The 12,875-nt window shown below is 63.7% G+C and carries 17 protein-coding genes and 1 tRNA gene; 13 read left to right on the top strand and 5 right to left on the bottom strand.

Going from position 1 to position 12,875, the window contains the following annotated elements:
• The first annotated feature begins 112 nt into the window (after positions 1–112).
• Both BM190_RS40570 and BM190_RS20945 read left to right on the top strand, forming a co-directional pair.
• Positions 113–259: a hypothetical protein gene (locus tag BM190_RS40570; RefSeq protein ID WP_177237190.1), complete on the top strand. Its 147-nt coding sequence runs from the start codon at positions 113–115 to the stop codon at positions 257–259.
• Positions 260–586: 327 nt separating this feature from the next.
• Positions 587–784, top strand: a complete 198-nt coding sequence (locus tag BM190_RS20945; protein ID WP_092258408.1) for a hypothetical protein — start codon at positions 587–589, stop codon at positions 782–784.
• 8 nt (positions 785–792) lie between these two features.
• Here BM190_RS20945 and BM190_RS41615 read toward each other — a convergent pair whose 3' ends face one another.
• Together BM190_RS41615 and BM190_RS20940 are read right to left on the bottom strand one after the other, a co-directional pair.
• Positions 793–918, bottom strand: a complete 126-nt coding sequence (locus BM190_RS41615; RefSeq protein ID WP_104461433.1) for a hypothetical protein — start codon at positions 916–918, stop codon at positions 793–795.
• 86 nt (positions 919–1,004) lie between these two features.
• A complete protein-coding gene (locus BM190_RS20940) occupies positions 1,005–1,235 on the bottom strand; it encodes a hypothetical protein (protein ID WP_092258405.1) in 231 nt (76 codons plus the stop codon).
• Between the two features lie 281 nt (positions 1,236–1,516).
• On the opposite strand from BM190_RS20940, the gene BM190_RS20935 reads away from it, so the two are divergent.
• Positions 1,517–1,807, top strand: a complete 291-nt coding sequence (locus tag BM190_RS20935) for a hypothetical protein (RefSeq protein ID WP_091956770.1) — start codon at positions 1,517–1,519, stop codon at positions 1,805–1,807.
• 68 nt (positions 1,808–1,875) lie between these two features.
• Here BM190_RS20935 and BM190_RS40565 read toward each other — a convergent pair whose 3' ends face one another.
• Positions 1,876–2,046, bottom strand: a complete 171-nt coding sequence (locus BM190_RS40565; protein WP_018323116.1) for a hypothetical protein — start codon at positions 2,044–2,046, stop codon at positions 1,876–1,878.
• Between the two features lie 231 nt (positions 2,047–2,277).
• On the opposite strand from BM190_RS40565, the gene BM190_RS20930 reads away from it, so the two are divergent.
• The 5 genes from BM190_RS20930 to BM190_RS20910 all read left to right on the top strand — a co-directional run bounded on the left by BM190_RS20930 (position 2,278) and on the right by BM190_RS20910 (position 5,677).
• Entirely contained in the window at positions 2,278–3,039 is a 762-nt protein-coding gene (locus BM190_RS20930) for an SIR2 family NAD-dependent protein deacylase (protein ID WP_177237189.1), read from the top strand.
• A 197-nt stretch (positions 3,040–3,236) separates the two neighbouring features.
• Positions 3,237–3,899, top strand: coding sequence for a cold-shock protein (locus BM190_RS20925; RefSeq protein WP_026202878.1), 663 nt, complete (start codon positions 3,237–3,239; stop codon positions 3,897–3,899).
• 169 nt (positions 3,900–4,068) lie between these two features.
• Entirely contained in the window at positions 4,069–4,554 is a 486-nt protein-coding gene (locus tag BM190_RS20920; RefSeq protein WP_018323119.1) for a DUF192 domain-containing protein, read from the top strand.
• Between the two features lie 91 nt (positions 4,555–4,645).
• A tRNA-Pro gene (locus tag BM190_RS20915) sits at positions 4,646–4,722 on the top strand.
• Positions 4,723–5,482: 760 nt separating this feature from the next.
• The gene (locus tag BM190_RS20910) at positions 5,483–5,677 is read left to right on the top strand and encodes a hypothetical protein (RefSeq protein ID WP_092258402.1); all 195 of its coding nucleotides are present in this window, start codon (positions 5,483–5,485) and stop codon (positions 5,675–5,677) included.
• 110 nt (positions 5,678–5,787) lie between these two features.
• Here the strand turns inward: BM190_RS20910 and BM190_RS20905 are convergent, their stop codons facing one another.
• Positions 5,788–6,963 carry an OpgC domain-containing protein gene (locus tag BM190_RS20905; RefSeq protein WP_092258399.1) on the bottom strand — a complete coding sequence of 392 codons (1,176 nt, stop codon included), beginning with the start codon at positions 6,961–6,963 and terminating at the stop codon, positions 5,788–5,790.
• A gap of 253 nt (positions 6,964–7,216) precedes the next feature.
• On the opposite strand from BM190_RS20905, the gene BM190_RS20900 reads away from it, so the two are divergent.
• The 3 genes from BM190_RS20900 (at position 7,217) to BM190_RS20890 (ending at position 8,828) form a co-directional block, all read left to right on the top strand.
• Positions 7,217–7,522 (top strand): ETC complex I subunit, encoded by a 306-nt coding sequence (locus BM190_RS20900; protein ID WP_092258396.1) that lies wholly within the window; start codon positions 7,217–7,219, stop codon positions 7,520–7,522.
• 277 nt (positions 7,523–7,799) lie between these two features.
• A complete protein-coding gene (locus BM190_RS20895) occupies positions 7,800–8,291 on the top strand; it encodes an Lrp/AsnC family transcriptional regulator (protein WP_018323124.1) in 492 nt (163 codons plus the stop codon).
• Between the two features lie 243 nt (positions 8,292–8,534).
• Positions 8,535–8,828, top strand: a complete 294-nt coding sequence (locus tag BM190_RS20890; protein ID WP_092258394.1) for a DUF3551 domain-containing protein — start codon at positions 8,535–8,537, stop codon at positions 8,826–8,828.
• An 89-nt stretch (positions 8,829–8,917) separates the two neighbouring features.
• Here the strand turns inward: BM190_RS20890 and BM190_RS20885 are convergent, their stop codons facing one another.
• Positions 8,918–9,946, bottom strand: a complete 1,029-nt coding sequence (locus BM190_RS20885; protein ID WP_092258391.1) for an AraC family transcriptional regulator — start codon at positions 9,944–9,946, stop codon at positions 8,918–8,920.
• A gap of 168 nt (positions 9,947–10,114) precedes the next feature.
• On the opposite strand from BM190_RS20885, the gene BM190_RS20880 reads away from it, so the two are divergent.
• Together BM190_RS20880 and BM190_RS20875 are read left to right on the top strand one after the other, a co-directional pair.
• Entirely contained in the window at positions 10,115–11,242 is a 1,128-nt protein-coding gene (locus BM190_RS20880; protein ID WP_085964294.1) for an isovaleryl-CoA dehydrogenase, read from the top strand.
• Positions 11,243–11,266: 24 nt separating this feature from the next.
• Entirely contained in the window at positions 11,267–12,871 is a 1,605-nt protein-coding gene (locus tag BM190_RS20875; RefSeq protein WP_018323127.1) for a carboxyl transferase domain-containing protein, read from the top strand.
• The last annotated feature ends 4 nt before the right edge of the window (positions 12,872–12,875 follow it).

Below are 12,875 nucleotides of genomic sequence, written 5' to 3'. Positions count from 1 at the left end.
TGTCGCGCCTGACGCACGCGATGCGGCCACACGCATCAAAACGAGACAGCGTGATGCTTCGCACAGTCGCGTCCGCGCCTTCTCCGTAAGGAGTGAGGCGAGGGAGAGCGAGATGAATGCGTGCTGGTTTCTCGCCGAGATCGCGAAAGTGTTCTGGTACGATCGGCACCCGCGCTTGCGCAAAGGCAAACCGTCAGTGCCGCAAGTGCCGCCGCCGGGATCGAAATCTCCCGAGGCCTCGTCTCCTGATGCGCCGTGAGCCGATCATCGTGCCTGCGCGCACGTTTTGTTAAGAGTTGCTCCGCGCCGATTTCTTCGATTCCGATTCGTTCTTCGAGAACGAAATGGTGTCGAAGCTGGAACAAAGCCGGTCGCCAGGCTGCGGTCGCTTCGGCTTCCTGCGATATGGCAAGCGGCTCGCTGGAAATCCCAGGCACTCCGCAAACTCCTAACGATCATTTGCGCGGAAGCCGATAACCCTATTCGGTTAGGTTAAAAGCCTAATCGCGTTGCGATTGGCGCTCGTTGCGGTAGGTGTCTGGCAAGGACAAGCAAGAAACGACCTTTGCCAAGAAGCATTTTTATCATGACACCTTTTTCAGAGCCGTCCTTTTACCAAGGCGACCGACAGACCTACCGGCGCGTCGCCATCGTCGGCGCGCTGTTCTGTCTCGCTTTCGTGGTGATCAGCTTCTCGCTGCGGCCGCAGCTCGAGGACGCGCGCGTCGCGGTCAAGGCCGACCGGCTGGTGCGCACGGCGGGTCAGGCGGCGCACGCCAATTAAAGGCGGCGCTAGCGATCGTCGCTGTAGACGCGATCGTCGGCCGGCACCTGCGGGCCCGCGGTGCCGCGCGAGGCGAGCGCCACGAAACCGGCATAGCCTGACAGATTGAGCAAAACTTCGAGCCACGCGGGCATGTCGGGCCTCTTCCGCTCTCCGAAGAGGGATTCAACGTCCGCGCGCATTCCTGGTTCCCTGCTCCCGTGAAGGAACTCGAAGGAACTCAGAGCGGAGAAGAGGGGTCGAGCCGGCGGCCGAGGGTCGCGACGGATTCGCTCGACGGCTGCTCTTTCAGGAACTCGGCGATCGCCCGCGCCAGCTCGCCGTCGCTCATCGGCGTCGGCGGCGGGTGCAGCGCGCCAACACCGAAGCTGCGAACGATCTCGTCGTAGTGCTGATCTTCGGATCGGGGAACCAGCCTGCGGATACGGGCCAGCAAAGCAGATAACGGCAAACTCTCCTCCTCGATCGTTCGCCCCGCTGGCAGCAATCCTCGTCTGCTGCCATCTGCTCCCGTGAAACTGAAAACCCCGCCAGCATCGCGGAGATGCTGACGGGGCTTCGTGCTGTTGCCTCAACCCGGATGGCGGAGGCTCCCGCACTTGAGGAGGCAATCGCTGGCCGGCGATTTCGTTCCGCCCGCATCGGCTTTTTTTGCCCCGCCCGGTTCCGCGCCCTGCGCGCAACCATCGCTGGCGCTCGTGGTTATCTCGGCGAGACGCGAAGGAGGAGAGCATGAAGAAAACACTGGCAGTTCTGGCCACCGTCGCAGCCGTTGGCGTGACCGCGGTTGCGGCCCCTGCGCCTGCCGAGGCGCGCGGGCGCGGCATCGGCCCGGGCCTCGCATTCGGCCTCGCCGCCGGCGCGATCACCGCGGGTGCGGTCGCAGCGTCCCATCCCTACGGCTATTACGGCCCGCGCTACGGCTATTATGACGGCCCCGACTATTATTACGGGCCGGGCTCCTACGCCTATTACGGCGGCGGACCGTACTACCGGCGCCATCACCACTGGCGCCATTGGTAGCCACTCTCAAGCGAAAAGCCCGGAGCGATGCTCCGGGCTTTTTTCACGTGCATTGATCGGGACGTGAACTACGGCCAAAGCGAGGGCCGTTCGACCTTGCGGGCGTTCTCCAGGGTCGACACGAAATATTCTTCGCGCTCGCGCTTGAATTTTTCCTGCGTGGCACGGAAGGCGGCGACACGGGCTGCGATTTCATCGCGCTCACGAGCTTTGCGTTCTTCGTCTTCGGTCATGACCATCCCCTCGGGTTTACTTAACTCAAGCACTGCCGCCGCATCATCTTGAGTCGCATTGACACATCCATTGGGGCTCCTGAATGGGGCGTCAATGGGGAGGAGGCATTGCAGGATTGTGATATGCGAAGGTCGGAAAAAATTGCCGAGCGCTTCGCGTTGGCACTTGATAAGAGCGTCAACAGTCTTGCCGCTTGCGCATGATGCTGTCAGGCAGGACGAATCGGGAGGCCGCGATTGATTGCATCGGATCTTCAAAGCGGCGTTGAACGGCTCGGCGACATGATTGCCGAGGCGAGGGTCATCGTGCCGTTCACCGGCGCCGGCATCTCGACCGAATGCGGCATTCCCGACTTCCGCTCGCCGGGCGGAATTTGGACACGCAACCGTCCGATCCCGTTCGACGAATTCGTCGCGAGCCAGTCAGCGCGGGACGAATCCTGGCGCCGCCGTTTTGCGATGGAGGAGGTCTTCGCGGCGGCGAAACCCGGCCGCGGCCATCGGGCGCTGGCCTCGCTCTACCGTGCCGGCAAGGTTCCCGCCGTCATCACCCAGAACATCGACAATCTGCACCAGGCCTCCGGCTTCGCCGGGGAGGACGTAGTTGAACTTCACGGCAATACCACTTATGCGCGCTGCATTGGATGCGGGCAGGCCTATCCGCTCGATTGGGTGAGGCGTCGCTTCGACGACGACGGCCTCGCGCCTAATTGCACCGCGTGCGACGAGCCGGTGAAAACCGCCACGATCTCCTTCGGCCAGATGATGCCCGATGATGAAATGCAGCGCGCCACCGCGCTCTCGCGAGCCTGCGACCTCTTCATTGCGATCGGTTCCTCGCTCGTGGTCTGGCCCGCGGCGGGCTTTCCGATGATGGCAAAGAACGCCGGTGCACGCCTGGTGATCATCAATCGCGAGGCGACCGAACAGGACGACATTGCCGATCTCGTCATCCATCACGACATCGGCGAAGCGCTCGGGCCCTTTGTCGCCAATTGAGGCATCAATTTGATTCGCGGCTGTGCAAGCTGTTCATAGGTTCCGGCGAATCTCTTTTTTGTCTATGCCTCGCAACCGGGAGTGTTATCTTTTGAGTCGAAAGATTCGCGTCGCGTCCAGTTGAGAAGGTTCTCGAAAGACGCGTGATTCGATGCCGCTGCTGAGGCGGGTCGCATGACAGTGTGGGGTCCGGGGTTATGGGGTCGTCGGACGGATTTGAGTCCAAGAAGCTCGGGGTTCCCGGGCAGGGGGCATCGCCCGGGCGGATCACGCCGGGCGAGCACGGCAGCGCCGGTCGCGAGAGCGGGCTCAGTCCGTTCAGCGGGCTCGGCGAGACCAGCGCCAATCTCGTCGAAGTCCACGGCGTCATCAAATGGTTCGACGCCTCCAAGGGCTATGGCTTCATCGTTCCCGACAACGGTTGGCCGGACGTGCTGCTGCACGTCACCGTGCTTAGGCGCGACGGCTTCCAGACCGCCTATGAGGGCGCCCGCATCGTCGTCGAGTGCATCCAGCGCGCCAAGGGTTACCAGGCGTTCCGCGTGGTCTCGATGGACGAGTCGACCGCGATCCATCCGGCGCAGATGCTGCCGCCGCGTACCCATGTCACCGTCACCGCGACCAGCGGGCTGGAACGGGCCCAGGTCAAATGGTTCAATCGGCTGCGCGGCTTCGGCTTCCTGACCTGCGGCGAGGGCACACCCGACATCTTCGTGCACATGGAGACCTTGCGACGCTTCGGCATGACCGAGCTCAGGCCCGGCCAGTATGTCCTGGTCCGCTTCGGGCCCGGCTCGAAGGGCATGATGGCGGCCGAGATCCATCCCGAGACCGGATCGCCGGGATTGCAGTCGCACTAAGCGCGGGGAGACTCGCGCTCTAGCCTCCAAGTCCCCGCAGTCTTTCAAATCCCCCAAGCTTCATTTCCCGCAATCGTGAGCAGGGCCGCGTCGGCAGACCGGTGCGCCTCTGGCTTTTCCGGCGACCGCCGCGTAAGGACTGGTCCAGTCCCACGCCTCGAGTGCCCCCATGAATCCTGATCGTAAGGCTGTCTGGTCCGCTCTGAAGGGCTGGCTTGCCGCCGTCCTCGTTATCGCCGGCTGTGTCGTTGCCGGCGCGCCGGCCGGCGCCGCCAGCTTCCAGCCGCTCGAGATCGTCACCAAGAACGGCGTGCAGGTGTTCTCGGTGGAAGTAGCCACGACCGAGGAGGAGAAGCAGACCGGCCTGATGTACCGCAAGGAGCTGGCGGACGGCAAAGGCATGCTGTTCGACTTCAATCCCGAGCAGGAGGTGTCGATGTGGATGAAGAACACCTATGTCTCGCTCGACATGATCTTCATCCGCGCCGACGGCCGCATCCTGCGCATCGCCGAGAATACCGAACCGATGTCGACCAAGATCATCTCGTCCCGGGGGCCCGCCAGGGCCGTGCTGGAGGTGGTGGCGGGAACGGCGCAGAAATACGGCATCCGCCCCGGCGACCGCGTCGGCCATCCGCTGTTCGGCAGCAAATAGGCGGGCAGGCGGGCGCCTCGGGGCTTGACGGCGCCTTGGAAGCCTTGCTGGCGCCTTGGGAAGCGTGTATCGACGGGGCTCGCCGGACATTCGGGGTATAGCGCAGCCTGGTAGCGCGGCAGTTTTGGGTACTGCAGGTCGTTGGTTCGAATCCAGCTGCCCCGACCAGTTCTGGGGGTGAATCTCCTAGGCTTTTCCCTGCGACCTCCGACGTGATCTGACAGGCAGGGCTTACGGCGTCCCCGCGATTTCTTCGCGATGTTTCAGGCCACTGCGCCCTCGCGGACCGGGACAGAATTGCCGACGCCGGATCGAACCTTTGGCTGTCGCCATAGACATAAGTGTGTTGGGGATTTCAGCGCCCAATGTCTAAACGGACGCCGCCAAGCGATGATATTCCGCTTGCGCGGCGTTGCGCTTTTCAGGTGTCGCCTTTCGGATCCGCCCCCTCAGCTCGAGGCGTACCAGCCGAGCGGAAACGGCAGCAGGGGCCAAATCCCGTGGTTGTCGTTGGCGGCTTTCGGCAGCTCATGCGCCGGCATCCTTGCGATTGGCGCAGGAGGCGTCGATCGCAGCGCCAGGCGCAGACGTTCACACTGCAAATTCATTGTGGTCGCCCTGACGAGATTCTCGAAATTTCAATTCACAAAATTGGACGTCAGCTCAATCAAATCGCCACGCGCCCAAGATGGCGCGGTCATTCTCAAATCGCGCGCGTATTGTAGATAAATCGGCGCCGGCTTTCAACCGATCTCGGCCCCAGGCCGCGCGAAGTAAGGTTGACTGGTTAGGTTAAGGATGAGCGGTTGTTGCGGCCGCTTCGGCGATCGTTATCAGATCGATTCCGGCTCGCGACGGGCTGCCTGCAAGTCGTGCTCACACAAGGTCACGGTTCGTCGCAGCGCGCATATCCTGTGAGTTCTGCGTCATGTCTTTCGATCGCAACTTCAAAACCGCCGGTCCGCAATCGAGCTGGAGCGAGATCTGGCACCTCTGGACCGTGTTCGTGCCCCGTCGCTCGATCAACGGGCAGCTCGTGGTCGGCAAGGTCTGGCGCCGCCATGACGGCCGCGACTGGATCTACAAGAAATTCACCGAGTTCGACGGCGAAGAAGCCGCGTGAAGCGCGACGAGCTCGGAATGAACCATCATCGCGCCTTGGGCTTTTGCTGAGGCCGTCGATCTCGGCCATGGCGGTTGAAGGTCGCGCTTCAACCGCCAGGCGTTCCCGGATCAGGCCGCTTGCGCCGGGGCTGTCGCCGGCTTGGGCGGCGGTGGCTTCAGCGGCTTGTCCTGCTTCTTCGACCACGAGATGTAATAGGCCACCGTCGTCATGATCGCGATGCCGGCAACGCTGACGAAGATCTGTGCGAGCAGCGAGCCCGAGCTCATCGACAGCTCGAAATGGCCGACGAAGGACAGGAACACGCCGACGCAGAACACGGCGAGCGACTGCTGGCCGCAGACGATCAGGGGATCGAACACCTTCCATTCCAGCCCCGGCCATTCCTTTGGCACGAAGCGGATCACCAGGATCACGATCACGACGAAGTGGATGAAGCGGTAGGGCGCAAGGTTGGTCTTGTCGTTCGGGTTGAAGGCCGAGAACAGCCACTCCGGGAACATGCCGCCGAATGTGGGGAAGCGGCCGGCCATGGTCATGACCAGCGCGAACAAGAGATAGCCGAGACAGAGATAGAGCGTGATCGGCGCGTTGATCAGCGTCATCGAGCGCCGCGCGCCGCCCATCGCGCACCAGGCGCCGAACACGAACAGCACCTGCCAGCAATACGGGTTGAAGTACCACTGGCCTGCCGGATAGGCGTTCAGATTCCAGCCGAAGTGACGCGCCGCCAGCCACAGCACGATCGCCAGCACCATCGTCAAATCGGGCTTGCGCAGCATGAACCACAGCACCGGCGGGAACAGGCCCATCAGCACGATGTAGAGCGGCAGCACGTCGAGATTGAGCGGCTTGAAGCGCAGGAACAGGCCCTGGCGTAGCGTCTCGGTGGCGTTGTCGACCAAGCCGGCGACGTTGAACTCGTTGATCATCTCGCTATCGCCGAAGCGCAGCGCCAGATAGCTGATCGAGGCGATATAGATCACGAACAGGATGATGTGGGCGACGTAGAGCTGCCAGACCCGCTTGGTCAGCCGGGTGGCGCCGACCAGGAAGCCGCGCTCAAGCATCATCCGCGCATAGACGAACGAGGCGGTATAGCCGGAGATGAACACGAACAAGTCGGCGGCGTCGGAAAAGCCGTAATTGCGCGTCGTGACCCAGTTCACGACATTGTCGGGGATGTGGTCGAGGAAGATCGCCCAGTTCGCGACCCCGCGAAACAGGTCGAGCCTGAGGTCACGGCCTTTTTCAGGGAGCGTGGCGTTGATGTTCAGGAAGGCCATGCGACGGGAGCTTTCGGGAGGGGCGGTTACGCTGATGTCGTCGAAGCAGTGCCGCCGGGCGGGCCCCAGCGCGAAAGGTGGGTACGCAATTGTCACGGTGCAGCATAATGACTATACCGGTGGTGAGGGGTGCCCGGGGCCGGAATCACCGATCAGTTCCCAGTCGGTGTCTGTATACTATCCCTGAGGTTTCCACCAACTGCTACCGTGACGCATCGAAATCGAACGAAAAGACGAAGAGGCCGGACCGCCAATGACCGCACGCATTTTCAAACCCGCCAAGAACGCGATGCAATCCGGCCGGTCCAAGGCGAAGGAATGGCAGCTCGACTACGAGCCGGAGCAGCCCCGCGCGGTCGAGCCGCTGATGGGCTGGACCTCGTCGGGCGACATGAAGCAGCAGATCACGCTGCGCTTCCACAGCAAGGAAGAGGCGGTCGCCTATTGCGAGCGCAAGGGCATCGCCTACCAGGTGATCGAACCGCAGGATTCAATCCGCCGCCCAGTCGCCTATGCCGACAACTTCTCGTTCCGTCGCGGCGAGCCCTGGACGCATTGAGAAGGCGGCTGCTTCGACTTCAAACGACGTGATGTTCTCGTCATGCCCGGGCTCGTCCCGCCTGCGCGGCCGAAGTCGCTTCGGCGAGGCAGAGGCCCGGGCATCCACGTTTTGGGTGGGCGTGAACGAACGTGGATCGCCGGGTCAACCCGGCCATGACGGTCGTGGAGGCATTCCTCCCGAACGCCATAGCGCCGCGCCCCGGGTTCGGACCCTTGGCACCAATTCCGCCACGTGCTTCGCTGGTCCTGACATCGGGACCACGACGGGGTGGGGTATGGCGGGGCGTGACCAGCTCGACGGCGTCGATCTGAAGATATTATCCGAGCTGCAGCAGGACGGGCGTATCCGCAACAACGAGCTGGCGCTGCGCGTCGGCGTGTCCGCGCCCAACTGCCTGCGACGGCTGAAATCGCTGTTCAGCCGCGGCGTGATCCGGGCGGTGCGGGCCGTCATCGACGAGCGGCGGCTCGGCTATGAGGTGGTCTCGTTCGTCTCGATCCAGCTCGGCAGCCAGGCCCAGCCGGTGCTGGAGGCGTTCGAGAGCTCGATCGCTGCGATCCCGCGCATCCAGCAATGCTGGCGGATTTCGGGCGACACCGACTATCTCCTGAGATGCGTGGCGCCGAGCGTCGAGAGCATGCGCCAGCAGCTGCTGCATTTCGCGGCAATGCCTGACGTGAAGAACGTCCGCAGCTTTCCGGTGTTGGGCGTCGCGAAGGATGTGCCGCTGCCTCTGCAGGACGTCGCGGCGGTATCGGCGGGATAGGGGAACGCTCCAGGCGCCGTTACTCCACGATCGCGAAAAATCGGACCGCGCTACGTGTCTTCGACGTCAGCACTATAATGCTGATTAACTCACATAACTGTGACATGTGATTTTGGAAGTCCTGCGATGCGCTGAGACGTGATTGCCGGTCTCGGTGCGCCGCCTAGATGCAAGGGGTGAACCTCAGCCTGCGTCGCATCCTGAGGACTCTTTTGTGGGACCCCTGAAGCTGGACAAGACACCATGACCTCGACCTCGAAGACGATTGTCGCATCCGCTGCGACGCTGTTTGCATCGGCGTTTCTCATGATGACCGCACCCGCCGCGCAGGCGGAAGAGTACTGCATCACCAACGGCGCCCAGGCCGCTCATGGCTGCGGCTATCCGACGATGGAAGCCTGCCGGGCTGCGGCGGGCGGGATCGGGGGCACCTGCTCGCAGAGCGGCGGCGCGAAGACCTCGAACGACGCGCTGGCCTATCAGCCGAAGCAGTCGCGCACCAAGCTTCGCCCGGGCGCGCAGACCAACTCGAATTAACGCCTGAAGACGGGTTTCGAAACTGCGGCCTCCGAGAGTTCATCTTGGAGGCCGCAAATTCATGACAGTGATGCGACAGCGGGCGTGTCTCAGCGATACCGGCCGCGAAACTCGCGCGGCGAGGCACCGGTCCAGGTGCGGAAGGCGCGGGAAAAGCTCTTCTCGTTGCGGAAGCCCGCGATCTCGGCGATGCGTTTGATCGGCGTGCGGCCTCGCATCAGCTCCTGTTTTGCCAGTTCGAATTTTGCCTCTTCCTTGAGATCGCGCAACGAGGTGGCCTCCTCGCGCAGGCGCCGGTGCATGGTGCGGGTGGAGAGCGCAAGCTCGCTCGCGACGTCCTCGGCACCAAGACTGCGTCCGCGCGCATTGCGGAGCACGCGGCGGACACGCTCGACCAGCAGCCGGTCGCGCCGATAAGGCAGCACGGTCAGCCTGAGCGCGCCCTTGAGCATGTTGTCGAGATCGGCGGCGCTGCGCGTCAGCGGCAGCGAGAGATAATGCTTGTCGAAGATGATAGCGGCGCGGTCCGCATCGAAGCGGACGGTCCGGCAAAAGATGGTCGGATAGACCGAGACATGGCCGGGCTCCGCGTACGGGAACTCCGCCGCGCGGAGCGCGATCTGGGAATCGACGGCCCAGCAGGAGAAGCCGAGCACGTAGCGGAGCAGGGTGACCAGGCAGAATTCGCGTAAGGGCCCGAGATCGCGCAGCTCCCGGATGGAGACCACGGCGGTCTCCTCACTGAGCTCGAGATCGAGCAGCACGTCCTCGGTGAGCAGGCGGTGATGCCGGCACCAGCGCTTGAGCGCCACCTCCAGCGTAGGCGCTGTGATCGAGGCGCGGCACAGCATGCCGTAGGTGCCGAAGGGCAGGCGGCGCGAGAACCAGCCGAGCGCCTCGTCGTCGAGCTCGCGCATGGCATGGCCCGCCAGGGCCTCGAACTGGGCGGCCGTGACCCGCCCGTCCGGAGAATTGACAAGGTCTGGCGCTACCTGACCCCGCTGCAACGCCTCGGCCGGATCCCGTCCGTATCGCGCATAGGCGGCAACCACGCCCCGCACGAAGGCGGCGGGGGTGACGGCGCGGCGCGGGATCGCGGTTGCGGCTTGAAAGGGCATTGCGAACCTTTGGAAATTCTCTCGGGAAAATCCTCGCCAAGTTTGGCGGAAAATGCAACCTTTTCGACCGCAAGAGGGCCCTGACCCCGCTAGGTTCGGTCCCCAAAATACGGAGGAATCGCCTTGAACATCCCGAGCATCGACTTCGATCTGGGCGAAGACGTCGGCATGTTGCGCGACACGCTTCGCGCCTTCGTGGAGGCCGAGATCACCCCGCGCGCGGCCGACATCGAGAAGGCCAATCTGTTCCCCGCAGACCTCTGGAAGCGCTTCGGCGACCTTGGCCTGCTCGGCATGACCGCGCCGGAGCAATATGGCGGCTCGAACATGGGCTATCTCGCCCACATCGTCGCCATGGAGGAGATTTCGCGCGGCTCCGCTGCCGTGGGGCTGTCCTACGGCGCCCATTCCAACCTCTGCGTCAACCAGATCCGCCGCAACGGCAATGACGCGCAGCGCCAGCGCTATTTGCCGAAGCTGATCTCCGGCGACTATGTCGGCGCGCTCGCGATGTCCGAGCCGGGCGCCGGCTCCGACGTGGTCTCGATGAAGCTGCGCGCCGACAAGCGCGGCGACCGCTACGTCCTCAACGGCTCGAAGATGTGGATCACCAATGGCGGCGACGCCGACGTGCTGGTGGTCTACGCCAAGACCGATCCGGAGGCCGGCCCGCGCGGCATGACGGCTTTCCTCGTCGAGAAGGGCTTCAAGGGTTTCACCCACGGCCAGCATCTCGACAAGCTCGGCATGCGCGGCTCCAACACCTATCCCTTGTTCTTCGACGATTGCGAGGTGCCGGAGGAGAATGTGATGGGCAAGGTGGGTGAGGGCGTCAAGGTGCTGATGTCCGGCCTCGACTATGAGCGCGCGGTGCTGTCGGGCGGCCCGCTCGGGATCATGGCGGCGTGCATGGACGCGGTCGTGCCCTACATGCACGAGCGCAAGCAGTTCGGCCAGCCGATCGGCGATTTCCAGCTGATGCAGGGCAAGCTCGCCGACATGTACGCGACGTGGCAGGCCACGCGCGCCTATGTCTATGCGGTGGGACGCGCTTGCGACCGCGCCGACCACGCCCGCAGCTTGCGCAAGGATGCGGCCGCGGCGATCCTCTATTCCGCGGAGAAGGCAACGTGGATGGCCGGCGAGGCGATCCAGGCGCTCGGCGGCGTCGGCTATACCAGCGAATTCCCTGTGGGGCGTCTGTGGCGCGACGCCAAGCTGTACGAGATCGGCGCGGGGACGTCCGAAGTTCGCCGCATGCTGATCGGCCGCGAACTGATGTCCGAGACGGCTTAAAAACCTTCACTCATTGGAATCAACATGCCGCTCCATTCCAGCATCGATCCGTCTTCATCCGACTTTGCGCGCAATTCCGAGGCGATGCGCACCCTGGTCGCGGACTTGCGTGAAAAGCTCAGCCAGGTCGCCGGCGGTGGCGGCGAGGTCTCGCGCAACCGCCACACCTCGCGCGGCAAGATGCTGGCACGCGAGCGCGTCGACCTCCTGGTCGATCCCGGCACCTCGTTCCTGGAGCTGTCACCGCTCGCGGCCTACGGCCTCTATGGCGGCGATGTGCATTCGGCGAGCGTCGTGACGGGCGTGGGGCGCATTTCGGGGCGCGAATGCATGATCGTCGCCAACGACGCCACGATCAAGGGTGGCACCTATTACCCCATGACCGTGAAGAAGCATCTGCGTGCGCAGGACGTGGCGCGGCAGAACAATCTGCCCTGCGTCTACATGGTCGATTCCGGCGGCGCCTTCCTGCCGCTGCAGGATGAGATCTTCCCGGACGAGCGGCATTTCGGCCGCATCTTCTACAACCAGGCGCAGATGTCCTCCCAGGGCATTCCGCAGATCGCGATCGTGATGGGCTCCTGCACCGCCGGCGGCGCCTATGTCCCCGCGATGTCGGACGAGAGCATCATCGTGCGCAACCAAGGCACCATCTTCCTCGGCGGCCCGCCGCTGGTGAAGGCCGCGACCGGCGAGGTCGTCAGCGCCGAGGAGCTCGGCGGCGCCGACGTGCATTCGCGCCAGTCGGGCGTGACGGACCATTACGCACAGAACGATGCGCACGCGATCGGCATCGCCCGGCGCATCGTCGGCACGCTGAAGCCGTCGGTGCGGCCGAACCTCAATATGCATCCGGCGCGTGAGCCGCTGTTTGCTGCGGAGGAGATTTACGGCGTGGTGCCGGTCGACGGCAGAAAGCCGTTCGACGTGCGCGACATCATCGCGCGCGTCGTGGATGGCTCCGAGTTTGACGAATTCAAGAAGCTCTACGGCACGACGCTGGTCTGCGGCTTCGCCCATATCTGGGGCTATCCGGTCGGCATCATCGCCAACAACGGCATTCTCTTTAGTGAGAGTTCACTGAAAGGCGCTCATTTCATCGAGCTGTGCTGCCAACGCGGCATTCCCCTGGTGTTCCTGCAGAACATCACTGGCTTCATGGTCGGCAAGAAATACGAGGCCGGCGGCATCGCGCGCGACGGCGCCAAGCTGGTGACGGCGGTCGCGACCGCCTCGGTGCCGAAATTCACCGTGGTGATCGGCGGCTCCTACGGCGCCGGCAATTACGGCATGTGCGGCCGGGCGTACTCACCGCGCTTCCTCTGGATGTGGCCGAACGCGCGCATCTCGGTGATGGGCGGCGAGCAGGCCTCGATGGTGCTGAGCCAGGTCCGCCGCGACAATATCGAGGCCAAGGGCGATAGCTGGTCGAAGGAAGAGGAAGACAAATTCCGCGAGCCCATCCGCGCGCAATATGAGAGCCAGGGGCACCCATATTATGCCACGGCGCGGCTGTGGGACGACGGCGTCATCGACCCGGCCGATACTCGCCTCGTGCTCGGCCTTGGCCTCTCGGCGGCGTCGAATGCGCCGATCGAGCCGACAAAATTCGGCCTGTTCAGGATGTGATGCG

The sequence above is a fragment of the Bradyrhizobium sp. Rc3b genome (assembly GCF_900114915.1).
Classification (GTDB): Bacteria; Pseudomonadota; Alphaproteobacteria; order Rhizobiales; family Xanthobacteraceae; genus Bradyrhizobium.
Note: the sequence above shows the minus strand (reverse complement) of the source record. Positions and strands in the feature narration are given on the sequence as shown.